The organism is Sunxiuqinia dokdonensis, from assembly GCF_001270965.1.
Lineage (GTDB): Bacteria > Bacteroidota > Bacteroidia > Bacteroidales > Prolixibacteraceae > Sunxiuqinia > Sunxiuqinia dokdonensis.
In genome coordinates, this window is record NZ_LGIA01000032.1 from 1 (window position 1) to 16,256 (window position 16,256).

13 protein-coding genes are annotated in these 16,256 nt (G+C 42.7%); 10 read left to right on the forward strand and 3 right to left on the reverse strand.

Annotated features, from left to right (window positions below):
- Both NC99_RS03775 and NC99_RS03780 read right to left on the reverse strand, forming a co-directional pair.
- The coding region (locus NC99_RS03775) for a hypothetical protein (RefSeq protein WP_157624420.1) at positions 1–697 on the reverse strand (697 nt) is incomplete at its 3' end.
- Between the two features lie 203 nt (positions 698–900).
- Positions 901–1,842, reverse strand: coding sequence for a helix-turn-helix transcriptional regulator (locus tag NC99_RS03780; RefSeq protein ID WP_053180023.1), 942 nt, complete (start codon positions 1,840–1,842; stop codon positions 901–903).
- A 176-nt stretch (positions 1,843–2,018) separates the two neighbouring features.
- Between NC99_RS03780 and NC99_RS03785 the strand changes: the two genes are divergently transcribed.
- Positions 2,019–2,729 (forward strand): hypothetical protein, encoded by a 711-nt coding sequence (locus tag NC99_RS03785; RefSeq protein WP_053180025.1) that lies wholly within the window; start codon positions 2,019–2,021, stop codon positions 2,727–2,729.
- 209 nt (positions 2,730–2,938) lie between these two features.
- Positions 2,939–5,857 carry a TolB-like translocation protein gene (locus tag NC99_RS03790; RefSeq protein WP_053180027.1) on the forward strand — a complete coding sequence of 973 codons (2,919 nt, stop codon included), beginning with the start codon at positions 2,939–2,941 and terminating at the stop codon, positions 5,855–5,857.
- Here the strand turns inward: NC99_RS03790 and NC99_RS03795 are convergent.
- Positions 5,849–7,051, reverse strand: a complete 1,203-nt coding sequence (locus NC99_RS03795; protein ID WP_053180029.1) for a metallophosphoesterase — start codon at positions 7,049–7,051, stop codon at positions 5,849–5,851. The genes NC99_RS03790 and NC99_RS03795 overlap by 9 nt on opposite strands.
- A gap of 840 nt (positions 7,052–7,891) precedes the next feature.
- Between NC99_RS03795 and NC99_RS03800 the strand changes: the two genes are divergently transcribed.
- The 8 genes from NC99_RS03800 to NC99_RS03835 all read left to right on the forward strand — a co-directional run bounded on the left by NC99_RS03800 (position 7,892) and on the right by NC99_RS03835 (position 16,137).
- Positions 7,892–8,329, forward strand: a complete 438-nt coding sequence (locus NC99_RS03800) for a helix-turn-helix domain-containing protein (protein ID WP_053180031.1) — start codon at positions 7,892–7,894, stop codon at positions 8,327–8,329.
- A 107-nt stretch (positions 8,330–8,436) separates the two neighbouring features.
- A complete protein-coding gene (locus NC99_RS03805) occupies positions 8,437–9,210 on the forward strand; it encodes a dihydroorotate dehydrogenase electron transfer subunit (protein WP_053180034.1) in 774 nt (257 codons plus the stop codon).
- Entirely contained in the window at positions 9,204–10,115 is a 912-nt protein-coding gene (locus NC99_RS03810; protein WP_053180036.1) for a dihydroorotate dehydrogenase, read from the forward strand. The genes NC99_RS03805 and NC99_RS03810 overlap by 7 nt, the downstream gene beginning before the upstream one ends.
- Positions 10,116–10,159: 44 nt before the next feature.
- Entirely contained in the window at positions 10,160–11,440 is a 1,281-nt protein-coding gene (locus NC99_RS03815; protein WP_162231135.1) for a serine hydrolase domain-containing protein, read from the forward strand.
- A 94-nt stretch (positions 11,441–11,534) separates the two neighbouring features.
- Entirely contained in the window at positions 11,535–11,987 is a 453-nt protein-coding gene (locus NC99_RS03820; protein WP_053180041.1) for a hypothetical protein, read from the forward strand.
- Positions 11,988–12,172: 185 nt separating this feature from the next.
- Complete coding sequence (locus tag NC99_RS03825) at positions 12,173–13,531, forward strand: dihydrolipoamide acetyltransferase family protein (RefSeq protein ID WP_053180042.1); 1,359 nt, start codon at positions 12,173–12,175, stop codon at positions 13,529–13,531.
- A 45-nt stretch (positions 13,532–13,576) separates the two neighbouring features.
- Positions 13,577–15,619, forward strand: a complete 2,043-nt coding sequence (locus NC99_RS03830; RefSeq protein ID WP_053180044.1) for an alpha-ketoacid dehydrogenase subunit alpha/beta — start codon at positions 13,577–13,579, stop codon at positions 15,617–15,619.
- Positions 15,620–15,630: 11 nt separating this feature from the next.
- Complete coding sequence (locus tag NC99_RS03835) at positions 15,631–16,137, forward strand: flavodoxin (RefSeq protein WP_053180046.1); 507 nt, start codon at positions 15,631–15,633, stop codon at positions 16,135–16,137.
- The last annotated feature ends 119 nt before the right edge of the window (positions 16,138–16,256 follow it).

Here is a 16,256-nt window from a genome sequence, read left to right on the forward strand (position 1 = left end):
CTTCAAATGTGTAATCGCCCACGACAAAATCATCGACTGGGGATTTGATGACGTCATACTTAACCGGAAAGTTTTGATCCAGAAATGCGGTCTGATTGGTTGCGACGTTTCGAATGGCTGCATCTGTGTGTACGGTCGTGTCGCCAAGTCCGACAGAAAAAATAGGGTAGTTGACGGATTCTGCAACAAAAGCCGGATCAGTTCCGGCGTTGAAAATTCCATCGCCCAGCAGAACCAGTGCGCCAACGTTGGAGGAGATGTAATTCTGATTGATTGATGCCAGCAAGTTGCTGTAATCCGAGCGTTTTCCTTGAAAATCGGCCTGATTTGACTTCCTCGTTTCGCTGTCAAAAAGCAGAACTTCCGGTTCAAATTCATTCAAATTCGCTGTTAACTGTTTGACGGCATTCCGTATTTCATCCTGAAAATTATGCAAGGATTCTGAATTATCGATTCCAACGATCAAAACGGGCTTTCGCGTTTTGTGCTTCAGGTGTTGCACTGCCAACTGCATAAATAGGGCTGCCAGCAAAAAAACAGACAAGAACCGCAACCCACTGAGTACCCTGATTTGCATGAGGGTCAGTGGTGAATCCTGCTTCGATTTTCGATACAAGACAAAGCTAAAAACAGCAGCAATGATTACACAAAGCAGAAACAACCACAAAGGATATGTCGTGTTAAGATAGAGTTTCAATTTTCAAAATTTTATGGCTGGACCTGTTTTGCAACCAATTCGGCTTCGATGCTTTGAGCTTGGCTCAATCGTGTAGTTACACCGATGCCTGCACCGCATAGAAGCAACCAAAATTAACACTCTTGAGGAAACTTGCGAAATTATTGCCCGAAATCTACCATGCCGGTTACAACTTTTAACGAAACAAAAATTTGGGATCGGGGTTAAATTGTTGCTTGCGGTGGTTTAATTTGATCATTCACAAGATTCACCAGTTGAATTCTGTTCCTGACACCAGTTTTGGTATAGATGCGATGGGCGTGATCTTTCACCGTTTGTACCGTGATGAACAAGGAGTCTGCAATGGCTTGGTTGGTTTTGCCAGCGCAAATTTCCAGGATAATCTCTGCTTCCCGTTTCGTAATTTCAAAACGATCGCAAAACAGCGTGGAAAAATCGTTTGTGTCATTTTGAACCGGATCTGCTTGAAAATAAATCCAGGCGGGCGATAGGGTGATTTGGCTGAAGTAAAAAAGTACAAACAAAATGATCGCAATCCAGTGCGAAGAGGCCATAAATAAAGCAATTGTAGCAAGTAGAGCCGGAACCAAAAGCAGCGCGGCCAAAATTGGTTTATCCAAATTTTGTGGCTTGTTTTGCCTCGTTACAAGAAATATGACACTGCCCAACGACACAACAATGAAGTTGGCCAAGGCGAAACTATTGAAAAGTAAACTTAACCGAACCGCCTCGTTTTGGACCAGGTGAGTTCGAAAATAATTTGCCAAAGCAAGAAAAACAAGGACGCAAGTTGAAAAATAAAGAATACTTACGATGCCTTTCAACTTGCGGCCTGTTAACTCAATACAAAACTGAATAAACAGATACCAGCCAACCAGCAACAAGGGAAAACCAAGGAAAGGAAAAATGCCTACAACATTCAGCAAGGTATCTGGCGAACTGATGACATGAGTCAGCAAAAAGCGAACAGCCAGGTAACTCCAAATGCTGTAAAAGCCAAAAGCTGCCATAAACGCCACATAGTAAAACAGGGAAGAAGCAAAGGAGGTTTCATGTTGCTTCTTCACCCGGTAGGCAGTCATGAGAGCAAAAACAACCAGCCCCACGGACACGACAAAACTAAATGCAAACAAAGCTAGCTTCATAAGGGAAGCCAAATTAAGAAAAAGCCGCCAGACCCTCTCACTACCTAAGTAGGAATCTCAGCAATGCAGCACATTTAAACCAAAAACAAAGTAGGATTTTCAATAAACACAACTTTAGTAGGAAGGATTTCAGAACACAATATTGTAAGTTTGATTGTCATTTAAAACTCAAAACAATGGAACTCATAAATTACACCCGATTAACACCAACACTTGGCGGAAGTTTCAGCAATGGCTGGCAAGTGATGAAGAGCTATTTTTTATACCTGCTTCTGGTGGTTGTTGTTATTGGCATGGTCAACGGGCCGGGTGGTTTCAAGGTCGATGCCGATTCCGGAGCCTTCGGATTTATACACGGAATTCCGCTCAAACCCGACAATTTGTTCGTCACCGTCGGAACAATTTTTTTGGTTCTTTTCGGATTTGCCTATTACTTTCTTTTGGTGCCTGTTTTCAACTACAGCGCTAAGTTGATTTACATTGACGCTGTGAGAGAAAAAGAAATCGAGCTTCAAAAATTAATCGCCGGTTTCAGTAACTACCTGAATGTCATTTTAGCAAACTTGCTGAAAAGTGCCTTGGTAGTCATGGGCTTCCTATTCTTCATCATTCCCGGAATAATTATTGCGTGCAGGCTGGCTTTTGTTTCTTATTTGGTGATGGATAAAAACCTGGATCCGATGCAGGCCATTGAACAAAGCTGGAAATTAACCCGCGGCATTGGCTGGACAATTTTTGGAATGGCCATTCTTTCTGTTTTCATTTTCATCCTTGGCTTGATGATGCTGATTATTGGCGTATTTCCGGCTTTAATCTGGATTCATTCATCCTTTGCTTCCATTTACCAAGCGGCATTAAACCGGCAGGAAGGGCTGATTGAATATTAAATGTGTCACTTTCGAACCAACACAGCATTAGCTTCAAAAATTGCGAAGTGATAAAACCACTGAGCCGGACAGAAATGGCCGGCTTTTTCTATCTTTAGTCATTCGAAAATTACGAATGTTGGCTTGGTGAAAAGATTGGGTGATCCTGCCTTGATCACTTCATTCAAAATGGTCGGGCTGGCGTTTTATTAGATTCAATTTTTTCAATTATGAAGTTAAGTTGTCTGATCAGAAACAGTTGCATTTTTATTTTTGCATTGGCCTTAATTGCCCCATTGACGGGGCGTTCGCAGTATTTTTCAACAGGGCAGGAGCCGGCAAAAATCAAATGGCGACAAATCAATACGGCAAATTTTCAATTGATTTATCCTGAAGATTACGAAGAGAAAGCGCGGCAGGTCGCCTCCATTTTCGAGAAAGTTTATGCATATGGGCATCAAAGCCTGGGCCATGAGCCTCGAAAAATTTCGGTCATTTTACATACGCATACCGTCAAATCAAACGGATTGGTTGCCTGGTCGCCAAAGCGCGTGGAGCTGTTCACGACGCCGCACCAAGGGATTTATGCACAAGACTGGATTGAACAACTGGCCATTCACGAATTCAGGCATGTGGTTCAAATGGATAAAATTCAGCAGGAATTACCTCGTCTACTGACCGTTCTTTTTGGCGAACAAGCTGCTGCCGTCACGGTTGGCGCTTACTTGCCTTTTTGGTTTATCGAAGGCGACGCGGTGGTTACAGAAACGGCTTTGTCCAATGCGGGTCGTGGACGATTGCCCTCATTTTTAATGGAAAACAAAGCTCAAGCCGTTGAAAAAGGTTTGTATTCTTTCAATAAAGCTTCGATGGGATCGTACAAAGATTTTGTGCCGAACCGCTATAAGTTCGGTTATTGGATGGTGGGTGGCACCCGTCAAAAATACGGGGCACATTTTTGGTCTGACGTATTGGAAGAGATTGCTCAAAGGCCACTTTCTGTCAGTCCGTTTAACCGGGTACTAAAGCGCGAAACCGGTTTCAGGCAGAAAGAATTGTATGAAACGCTTTTTTCAGAATACCGCAAGGAATGGAGCCGCGAACTTGAAGGTCTGGACTTAACTCCAGTGTCATTGTTGACCCAACGGGCCAAGTTTCAAACAAATTATACCCAGGCCCATGCACTAAATGACTCGACCATCATTGCATTAAAGCACAGCCGCTCAGATCTTACCCGGATTGTGAAGTTGACGGCAGGCGCAGAGGAAATTGTTTTTACTCCCGGGAGTATTTTCCAGGAATCATTTTCGGGTGAAAAAAATATGCTGATCTGGTCGGAGCGAAGACCTGATGTGCGTTGGACGCATGCTGACCGTTCTGTAATAGTCGTTTATAATATAGCGAACCGCAAAAAACAGGAATTCAGGTATGAAAACAAACTGTTTAGCCCTCAGATTGCGCCTGAGAAGTTGCGTTTTGCTGCGGTTGAAGTTGATAAAACCAACCGCTATTTCCTGTCGGTTTTCGACTTGGCTAGCGGAAAACGATTAAAGCAATTCGCGTTTCCCCAAAATCCTTTCCTGTTTACACCTTGCTGGGACAGTAATGGCGAAAAACTTTATTTCGTTGCCTTATCATCCCAGGGAAAATCATTGGTTTCGGTCAATCTTTTCGATGAAAAGCTGGACACCTTGATTGCGGCCAGCTTCCACGAAATCAGAAATCCTGAGTTTGCTGATGGGACCGTTTATTTCACCGGTTCATTCACCGGAATCGACAATATTTACGCTCATCATCTCAACGATGGAAACACCGAGCAATTGAGTTCGGTGGCATTCGGAGCCGATTATCCCGCCATCTCCAACGGAAAAATTTTACTGAGCAATTACACCAGTGATGGTTACCAGTTGGCTAGTTTGGATAACAGTGAGGCTGATGGTACTTCGTTGGACGAAATTCTGCCAAAAAAATACGAACTCGCAGAAACATTGGCCCGGCAGGAAGGGCAGGTGCTGGATTTTTCTGATCAGGAGCCGGCCGTAGTTTCAAGCAAACCGTATCGTAAGCTCGCTCATATTTTTAATTTTCACAGTTGGGCTCCGGTTTATGTTGATATTGATGATTCGGACATTCAACCGGGTGTTTCGCTTTTTTCGCAAAACAAACTGGGTACGGCCGAAACCCGGCTGGGATATGAATACAATTGGGAAGAAGAGGCAGGAAAGTACATTGTAGCTTTCAAATACTCGGGATTGTTCCCGGTATTCGATGCCGAGCTTAACTATGGCAAGCGAAACCGTGATTTTAAGGTCATTCAGCAAACTTCAGTGCAGACTCCTTCGGGTTTTGCAACTGTAAATGATACGGTCAGACAAAACATTGAATGGAACGAACTTAGTTTTGAAGGGGGTGTTTCGATTCCGCTGGTGTTTAGTCAGGGAAAATATACGCAGCTTGTTCGGCCTGAAATAGAGTATTCATACCAAAATGTGTCGCACACGAGTTCAACCCCGAGCGAATTTTACAAAGGATATTATCACGCACTGACCTACCGCTTGTTTTTGCAGAATTCGCTTGGCCGTTCCGAACTGGATTTGCAAGCACGATGGGCACAAGCCATCGAATTCATTTATCGCGATGGCCTGAAAGGAAGTAGCGATATTGGAAGTCTTGCGGCTGTTCAAGGTTATTTGTTTTTTCCGGGATTCTTCAATAATCACGGTATCAAAATCTTCAACGGATACCAAAATAAAAAGCCTGGATCATCCTTCGCATTTGGAAATTCCGTTCGGATTCCGAGGGGATATCACAGCTTTCAAAACGATAAACTGTACACTTTGGGGACTGACTATGTGATGCCTCTGGTATATCCCGACTTAAGTGTGGGCCGGTTGATTTATCTGAAACGGGTGCGATCATCCTTCTTTTACGATTATGGGCGAGGCAGAGGAGATATTTACTCCAGCGATGGTGAGGTTGCCGGAAGATACACCACAAAGATGCAATCGTTGGGTGTTGAGTTGACGGCTGACGGCCATTTTCTACGCTTGGTCACGCCCGTGTCACTTGGCTTTCGTGGTGCTTATATGCCTGACACGCAAAACTTTCACCTGCAAGTGTTGTTCTCCGTAAGTTTTGATTCACTTTGAACGTAATGTCAGAACGGTGATTTCCGGATTCATTTCAATACGGCCCAGCAGGCCAACGCAGCCCAAACCTCGATTGACGTATAAATATTGGTCACCTTCCCGGTAAAGTCCGCCCCAGTATTTTTGCACAAAATACATCGGGCTAAATTCAATGCCTGCAAATTGAACACCCGATTGAGCAGCATGTGTGTGGCCCGAAAGTGTTAATGAAACAGGCGTTTTTCCAATAACTTGCCCGGCCCAATGCGCCGGATCATGGGTTAATAGAATTTTAAAAGAATCATCTGCAGTTTGTTTGATGGCTTTGTCCAGATCTGCATATTGCGGAAATGGCGGGTGGCCCCAGTTTTCAACGCCAATCACCTCAATAGTGGTGTTGTTAATCAAAGTGTCAGCCGATTCGTTCAGCAACAACCGAAAACCTGCCGTTTCAATCTTTGTGAGTAGTGCTTGATGATTTGATGCTTTTAATCCCGCATCTTCCCAGTTGGAATAATCGCCATAATCATGGTTGCCCAATATGGCAAACTTACCATGACTGGCAGTCATTTCCGCCAATGCCTCTTCAAAACCCAGCATTTCCTGATAGTAGTTATTCACCATATCGCCTGTAAAAAAAATCAGCTCAGGATCAAAACTGTTGATTTTGTCGGTCGCTCGCTTCAGAAATGAAGCATCTTCAAAACTTCCCAGGTGGAAATCAGAAATTTGAACCAGTACCGTTTTATCCAGAGATTTAGGCAAATCTTTCAGATACACATCTTGCTCAACAACACGAAGCGATTTCCGCCCGAAAGCTATGCCGTACCCAATGTTGAGCATTAGTCCGAGACTCAGAATCGTGGCGCTCATCAGCAATACTCGTGCATGAAATCTTGCCCGGAACAAGCGAAAAATCAAGGCAATTAGAAGTGAAGCCGACAACAGAATTTTCGGAACCAGATTCAGAAAGGATACTGAAATGACAAAATAAAAAAATTGGTAGTCTGTTGTCTGCCTAATCTTCTCGGGATTCAAAAATGCAAAAGCTAATATGCCTGTCAAAACAGCCGTCAAGCCCCAATATACGATACTTACCTGTCGCTTAATCTTCGGACGGTCTAGCAATTCATGAATGGCAAAAAACGCCAGAACCTCAATCAAAAAAACAAGAGCAAAAAAAATAAACACGCCCGAAGCTGGAATTCCTCTCATATGAATAATTCTAAAGTTTGTCAGCTTTGCTGATCCTGAAAAGATGATGGAGGCGAAATTAAATAAGCTATTTGAAAAAAGGTAGGCTTGCCAGGTAATTTTCTAAAAAAGTTGGCAAAGCAAGCAGATTTCCTAGCGAGGTACAAAAAACAAGCAGAATTGACCACTAACGGCTATTTTTAGTTTACTTGTGCAGGTTGATGAAAGCCTAGTTCCGGTGATTTATTCATTCAATAACAGAGCATTACGTTAGGTATGGAACCGGCTTAAAACGATTAGGATTGGATATTTGAATGATCACGGCATTTCCCACGCTAATATTGAATGGTGGCAGTGTTTTGAATGTCAAATTAAGACATGTTTGTATTATTCTATTGGAATTACTATTTGTAAACTTCAAAATCGAAGTAAACCCAAATGTGAATTCCAGGCAAACGCGCTAAAATTAGAATAGTGAAGAAGGACACACAAATAGGAGTCTGTCTAAATACATATTTGAGAATAGGAGAGTAGGGGACTAGACCAAATGGTCGACTCAATGCTATTTAGATCTTAATTCATTTAATACCAGACAGTAGCTAAGTTTATTTAAAGTAGTTTTAGGGCGAATGTAAGACAGCAGAGTATAATTATAGCAAAAATGGGTATTATACATTTAAATAAGTGACTTTTTACTAGTTACTTATGACTGTCTATATGAACTGATAGATGAACAACAAATGCTTGTGTTTATCCCTGTTTGTTAAATGTTGATTTACAAAAGAGAACAATAGAAAACCGATACTTTATTTTATTATTTCAATTAGATCGATTAGTTTTGTGAAAACACAATTCTCATAAATGAACAACAGGATCAAGCGTTTTATGGACTATAAAAGTATCAGCTCATCAGAATTGGCCGATACCATTGGTGTGCAGCGTTCAAACGTAACCCATGTACTTCACGGACGTAACAAACCAAGTTTTCAATTCATCGCCAAGCTGTTGGAAACTTATCCCGAGATTAATGCGAAATGGCTGATTATGGGGACTGGAAAAATGCTTGAACACGGCCAATTGGATCAGCAGGAATTGTTCTCGGAAAAGCTTGAGTCGGAAGATCTTCCGAAAAAAGTTGAGCTTAATCGGACCGCTACGAACGAAGATGCTGCCGCTCCTTATGCGCGACAATCTATGCCTGAGCCACCACCTCGCTCAGCTGCTAAAACAAAGGAAATAGAGCGGATCGTTGTCTTCTACTCCGACCAAACTTTTAAAGAGTACGGTCCTTCAAAATAAATTTTTCTGATTACCTTTGGCCGGATATTTCGCATATGCGAAACGAGCCAGGTTCTGATATACTTTACCTGGGCGTAGAGTCAAGCATTTAAATAAGCTTCTTTCGAATGAAAAAGACGGTTCAGGAACTGCTTCTGGTTGAAAACACCCAACTAAATCACGATAATTTTAAGCTTGTGCTTCAAGCTTCAACGCCTTTGCCTGAGATGTTTCCCGGGCAATTTGTGAATGTGGAAATTAAAAAGGCGACGGAAATTTTTTTAAGACGACCGTTCTCGATTCTCGATGTGGATTACAGCAACAACACCTTTTCCCTGCTGGTGAAAATTCTGGGGCGGGGTTCAAAAGTCCTGACAACCTACCAGGCAGGAGACAAAATTAGTGTAATTTTTCCACTCGGCAGCCGTTTTACCTTCCCGAAGGAGAACGACCAAGTGCTGTTGGTTGGAGGTGGCAGCGGTGTGGCACCCATGCTGTTTTTGGCCAAAACATGTGGTTTGAAGCCAGAAAATGTTCATGTACTCATTGGGGCCCGAAGCATAAGAGATCATGTCGATGTGGAATCGTACAAGCCGTATGGCAATTATTACTTTACTACGGAAGATGGCAGTTTGGGCGAAAAAGGATTTGTCACTCATCATCCGGTTTTCAGCGACCAATTGGGTTCATTCGATAAAATTTATACTTGCGGACCAGACCTAATGATGAAAGCAGTGGCTAAAGCGGCGGCTGAAAAGCAAGTCTTTTGTGAAGCATCGCTTGAGAATATGATGGCGTGCGGATTTGGTGTTTGCCTCTGCTGTGTTGAAAAAACGGTAGATGGCAACCAGTGTGTTTGTACCGATGGACCGGTGTTTAATATTAATAAGTTGACATGGTAGATTTGAGCGTTCGTATTAAAGATCTTTTATTTAAGAACCCGGTTTTAACGGCCTCCGGAACCTGTGGGTTTGGAGAAGAGATAGCTGATTTTATTGATTTGACGAGACTCGGGGGTGTTGTTATGAAAGGAACAACCCTCAACCCACGCCAGGGAAACGACTATCCAAGAATGGCTGAAACACCATCGGGTATGCTTAATGCTGTGGGCTTACAGAACAAAGGTGTGGATAATTTTATTCAGAATATATATCCCAACATCAGGGATATTGATAGCAATTTCATTGTCAATGTAAATGGTTCAACTATTGAAGAGTACGTTGAATTGACAGAGCGGATCAACGAGCTGGATAAAATTCCAGCCATTGAACTGAATATCAGCTGTCCGAATGTAAAAGAAGGTGGTATGGCTTTCGGTGTGAGTTGCCCATCGGCCGAAGCTGTCGTTCGCGCTGTGCGCAGCGTATACGACAAGCCATTGATTGTTAAGCTTTCTCCAAACGTTACCGATATTTCGGAAATTGCTAAAGCTGTTGAAGGGCAAGGTGCAGACAGTGTTTCGCTTGTCAATACTTTTCTGGGAATGGTAGTTGATGCCAACAGTCGAATGCCGGTTTTGTCAACAATAACCGGTGGGCTTTCCGGGCCAGCGATTAAACCAATTGCATTAAGAATGGTTTGGCAGGTATATAATGCTGTAAAGATTCCAGTCATTGGCATGGGAGGAATCATGAATGCGACTGATGCCATTGAATTTTTAATTGCTGGCGCTTCCGCTGTGCAGGTGGGAACCGCCATATTTATTGATCCAACGATTCCAGTTCAAATTGTTGACGGAATTCAGAACTACCTGGAGATTAATAATATTCAGTCTGTCAGTGAATTAACAGGTAGTTTACAAATATAAATAAATGATTCATAGTTGTAAACATGCGGTATCTGAGATATTTTGTGCTTGTTACTTTATTTGTTTTGTCTTATGGCTCGATAAGAGTGGACAGGCAAAAACAGATACCAGCATATTATGAACTCGAGATAAAAGGGCTCAATTATCGCATAAAAAATGGCCTTTCTGATTTCGAACAATCCAAGTATATTGAAAAGCAAATTAAACGATTCATTCAACGGTGGGAGCTTAAAGGTGTTTCTATTGCTATATTGAAGGATGAAAAATTGGTTTATGCCCAGGGCTTCGGTGTTGCCGACAGACAAGACAATGAAGTTCAGCCGGGGCATCTTTTCCGCGTAGCCAGTGTGTCCAAGCTACTAACGGCCATTGCCATCATGAAACTCGTGGAAGAAAACCGACTAGCTCTTTCTGATCGGGTTTTTGGTCCAGGCGCTATACTTGATAATCAACATTTTGTGACAGTACGCGATAAAAAACTATATAATATCACGGTCCGAAACCTCTTAGCCCACTCAGGAGGATGGTCTCAACGCTATGGTGACCCAGCATTTCACTCACTAAGCATAGCCGACAAAGTTGGGGATACGCCCCCTGCAACCATGGATACTTATTCGAAGTACATTGCCAGCCGAAGCTTGTCGTTTCCCCCAGGTACGCAGGTTTCCTATTCCAATGTCGGCTATATGTTTTTGGGCGAAGTAATTTCAGCCGTTAGCGGGAAAAGCTATGAAGATTATGTACGGGAAGATATCTTGATTCCGAACGGTATCGTCGACATGCATATTGGGCGTAGTGATTTTGCCTTAAAATATCCAAATGAAGTCGATTATTTTGAGCAGACCGGCAGTCAGCTCATCTTTAGCTACGAAGGCAGCGGTATTCAAGTGCCCAAGTCGTATGGGGGCAATCCAATTGAATTGCTTGGTGCAGCGGGTGGCTGGATTTGTTCGTCGGTTGAGTTGGCCCGCTTACTGGTTTTGATCGATGGATATCCCAATGTCCGCGATATTCTCGAAGATAGCTCCATTCTTGAAATGACAGACAATACTTATGCGAAGGGCCCGCTGGGCTGGCGTTCTACCACCGATCATGGCAATTGGGCGCGAACTGGCAGTATGGCTGGCTCTGTGGCTATGCTAAAACGCCAAAACGATGGAGTTAGCTGGATTTTTTTATCAAATACCAGTAGCTGGCAGGGATCAAAATTCTCTTATGGAATTAATAGCTTTATGCAAGGCCTTACCAATAAAGTCAAAGCATGGCCACAGCAGGATCTTTTCAATTATTATCCGATCGAAAACCTGCCATTGGCCATCAATTGAGAACGTGTTCTGCAGCATTATTCTTCGGCAAATTCAATTTCATTCTCTTTTTTTTCTAAATTTAAACGAAATCTGAAAAGAGGAGGAATGATTTATGAAGTTAACTTTTTGCATTTGCTGCTTTCTAATTGCGATCTCTTCAAAAGCCCAGGAAATATTTCAGTTCAAACAAACCCCTTGCGATTTTCCGGAAATTAATGACTGTAATCTCGATAAACTACTTGGAGAAACATTGTCGGTCAAGTTGGAACAGTTTAACCAGGTTTATACCCGTAAAGTGAATCTTGGTCCACCGAGTTACACGGCTTCCATTGAAATTAAAAAGCCCGATCTGTACTATTCGGTTCAGAAACTGACCAATCACTACAGAAAGTGTATGAAGAAAGAAATTCTTTCGCAGGAAAAAATCGAAAAAGAGATGGTTGAAATCATCAATAAATCAATCCTAATTTTTAATCAAGAAACGGACTCGGTTGAGCAAGAGCTCAGACAAGCTAATAATTCGAAAGATATTATCAGTGTTTTTGAAAGAATTATAATAGAATAACGCCTTTTCCTTTTGAATTGGATTCGCCCTGAATATTCTCCTGAAATAGGCCGCTCTGCCTAAACATTCCTGCTACGCAAGATCATTTGAGAACATTCTTCAAACTTGAACTTTTCAATACTTAGCTTGTTGAATAAGTTGAATTTTCAAGGATAATTAAATGTTAAATAACTAATTTTTGGAGTATGTCAGAGTTCAAGATCCTAATGCCTAAGTTAGGCGAAAGTGTTCAGGAAGCTACAATTACCAAATGGTTTGTCAAAGAGGGAGATACAATTGAGGAAGACGATCCTGTGTTCGAAGTGGCAACCGACAAAGTAGATTCTGAAATCCCATCGCCAGTTGATGGTGTTATTAAAAAAATCTTCTTTCAGGAAGACGCATTGGTTCCAGTTGGAGAAGTTGTTGCCATTGTCAACTTGGGAGGTGATGACGACAGTAAAGCTGAAGCAACAGCAGACACGACAGATACAGAAAATGACAAAGACGCGTCTTCAACAGCTGAGAAAAGTACAGCAGACGCTAAATCAGCTGAAGAGTCGGATACAAAAACAAGCGAAACGGCAGAGAAAAAGGCTGAAAAAAGTTCAAGCGTCAAATCTGAGTCAAGACGCTTTTATTCACCCTTGGTGAAAAGCATAGCTGAAAAAGAAGATGTTTCAATGGAAGAGCTCGAAAGCATTGAAGGCTCCGGGCAGAGTGGACGCGTTCAAAAAAACGACCTGTTAAAATATCTGGAAAATAGAAAAGCTGGAAAATCAGACCAAGCCAAATCAGTAGAAAAGGCAGATGTGTCTCAGCCATCGGCTCCCAAAATCAGTTCTTCGATTGGTGCCGATCAGCAAATAATTGAAATGGACCGGGTTCGCAAGTTAATTGCTGAACACATGGTGAAGTCGGTACAAACCTCGGCTCATGTAACTTCGGTAGTCGAAGCCGATGTAACAAACTTGGTTTTATGGAGAAACAAGGTCAAAAATCAGTTTCAGGAAAAATATGGGGAGAAGTTAACATTTATGCCCGTGTTTACAGAAGCTGTTGCTAAGGCATTAATGGAATTTCCAATTGTGAATTCATCGGTCGAAGGTGATAAAATATATTTGCACAAATCGGCCCATGTTGGGATAGCCGTGGCAAAACCAGACGGAAACTTGGTGGTTCCGGTAATCAAAGAAGCGGAGCAGAAAAATTTGCTTGGTATCACCAAAAACTTGAATGAATTGGCGGAAGGAGCGCGGAATAACAAGCTAAAGCCAGATGCTTACCAGGGAGGAACGTTTACCATTACCAATTTTGGCTCATTCAGAAATGTCATTGGAACACCGATTATCAATCAGCCGCAAGTAGCGATTTTGGCCACAGGAACAATCGAGAAAAAACCGGCCGTGATGGAAACACCAACAGGTGATGTGATCGTTGTCCGCCATAAGATGTTCCTTTCGCTTTCGTACGACCACCGGATTATCGATGGTGCAATGGGCGGAGCTTTTGTGCGGCGTATTGCTGACATTCTGGAAGCCTTTACTACCGATCGCGACATCTAAAAAAGATGATTCACAGTTTAGAAATAACATAGATAGAATTTAGAGATGACAACGATACCAAAAGTATATTCAATAAAAACAACGCCTAAAGAGACACTTGAGTCCTGGTTCAAGCTGATGACGCTGGGACGAGCTATTGATGACAAAGCCCCGAATTACCTGAAGCAGGCAATTGGGTGGTCGTATCACGCACCTTATGCCGGACATGACGGGATTCAGTTGGCGATAGGGCAGATTTTTGAAAAACAAAAAGATCACCTTTTTCCCTATTATCGCGATATGCTGACGGCCTTTTCAGCGGGGATGACCGCCGAAGAGCTTATTTTAAACGGCATTTCAAAAGCAACCGACCCTTCAAGTGGCGGACGGCACATGTCGAACCACTTTGCCAAGCCGGAATGGAATATCCACAATGTTTCATCGCTTACCGGAAACCATACCCTGCATGCTGTAGGGGCTGCCCGAGCCATAAAGTACTACGGAGAAAAAGCGGTTTCTATAAGTTCACAGGGCGAATCCTCCTTGTCTGAGGGATATGTCTACGAAGCCATCAATGGTGCTTCTAAGGAAAAACTACCGGTTATTTTTGCTGTTCAGGATAATGGCTACGGAATTTCAGTCCCGAAAAAAGATCAGACGGCGACCCGGAAAGTGGCCAACAACTTCAAAAGCTTTAAGAATTTGCGCATCATTCACTGCAACGGTAAAGATGTTTTTGATTCGATGAACGCCATGACTGAAGCTAAAAAACATGTGCTGGAAGTTGGTGAGCCTGTTATTGTTCAGGCCAATTGCGTTCGTATGCGTTCACATTCAAACTCTGACAGACATGATCTTTATCGATCGGAGGCAGAGCGTCAATACGTGCTCGACTATGATCCACTGGCTAAATTCAGGCGATTGCTGATTCGTTATAAGCGATTTACGGAAGAAGAGATTGCTGCAATTGAGGCAGAGGCTAAAGCAACGCTGAAAGCGGCGCACAAAGCAGCCTTGGCTGCTCCCGACCCAGATCCTGAATCTTATCCAGATTTTGTGCTTCCGGAACCGTATATTTCTGAAAAATACCCGGACGGAACACACGAGGAAGAAGGCGATAAAAAGAAGTTGATTACCGCCTTGAATGAAACATTAAAGGCGGAATTCAAGCATAATCCCGATACATTTATGTGGGGACAGGATATGGCCAATAAAGACAAGGGTGGTATTTTTAATGTGTCAAAAGGTCTTCAGCAGGAGTTTGGTCCAAAACGAATCTTTAATGCCCCAATTGCAGAGGATTTCATTATGGGTACTGCCAACGGGATGTCGCGATTTAGTGAAAAAATTAGGATCGTGGTAGAGGGTGCCGAATTTGCCGATTACTTTTGGCCAGCAATGGAGCAATATGTAGATTCCAGCCATGATTACTGGCGTTCGAACGGAAAGTTTACACCCAATGTGACGATCCGTCTGGCTTCTGGGGGCTACATTGGTGGTGGATTGTACCATTCGCAAAACATTGAAGGAGCCTTAACGTCCATCCCTGGAGTCCGGATTGTATATCCTTCTTTCGCAGATGATGCTGCAGGACTTTTAAGAACCTCGATGCGTTCGCGGGGAATGACCATGTTTATGGAGCCAAAGGCGTTGTATAACGATCCCAAGGCAGCGACTGTCATTCCTGACGATTTTGAAGTGCCTTTTGGAAAAGCACGTACAAGGAGAGCAGGAAGCGATTTATTCATTGTAACTTATGGCAATACGACTCATCATTGCCTCGAGGCTGCCCAAAAGCTTGCCGATGAAGGCATCGAGTGTGAAGTTCTTGACTTGCGATCGCTGGTTCCTATGGATAAAGAGGCGATTCTAGATGGAGTCAAAAAAATCGGTAAAGTGCTTGTGGTTCATGAAGATAAGGTCCACTCAGGCTTTGGGGCTGAGATTACAGCAACAATTATGGAAGAAGCTTTTGAGTATCTTGACGGGCCAGTGCATCGCATTGGTTCGCCTTTTACCCCAGTTGGGTTTCACCCTATACTGGAAAGAGCCATTCTGCCCAACACAAACAAAATTTATGAAGCCGCCAAGAAAATTCTTGCATATTAAAAACAGAAAATATGAGTACTGCAATTATCTATAGTTTTACTTCAAACAAAACTGCTAAAGCTGGACAAAAGATCGTTGATAGCTTTGGGGAAAGTTTGAAACTTGACGTCGTTGATGCTGATAATTTGGCCGAAGAGAAGTTTCTTGCATATGATCAGTTAATCTTGGGTGTTCCTACCTGGTTCGACGGAGAATTACCACATTACTGGGACGAATTTGTGCCGGCGATGGAAGAGATGGATATGAAAGGAAAAAAAGTAGCGATCTATGGCCTTGCCGATCAGGTTGGCTATCCCGAAAACTTCGCCGATGGTGTTGGTATTTTGGCGCGTTTATTACGCGATCGGGGAGCTGAGATTGTAGGAATGACGGACGTTGACAATTATACTTTTGAGTCTTCTCATGCGATTGAAGATGGTCAGTTTTTAGGACTGGTATTGGATCAGGAGAATCAAGCCAGGCTATCGAAAAAACGGATTGACAATTGGCTGGAAGACCTAAAAAAGATTTTCAAATAGACTCTGACAGCTATTCGAAAATTCAGAAGCATGGGTGGTAATAACTGTCCATGCTTTTTTTTGAAGAGAAGACAAAATACAGAACGAATATCGATCTGATTTATGCTAAAGGAAAGCTT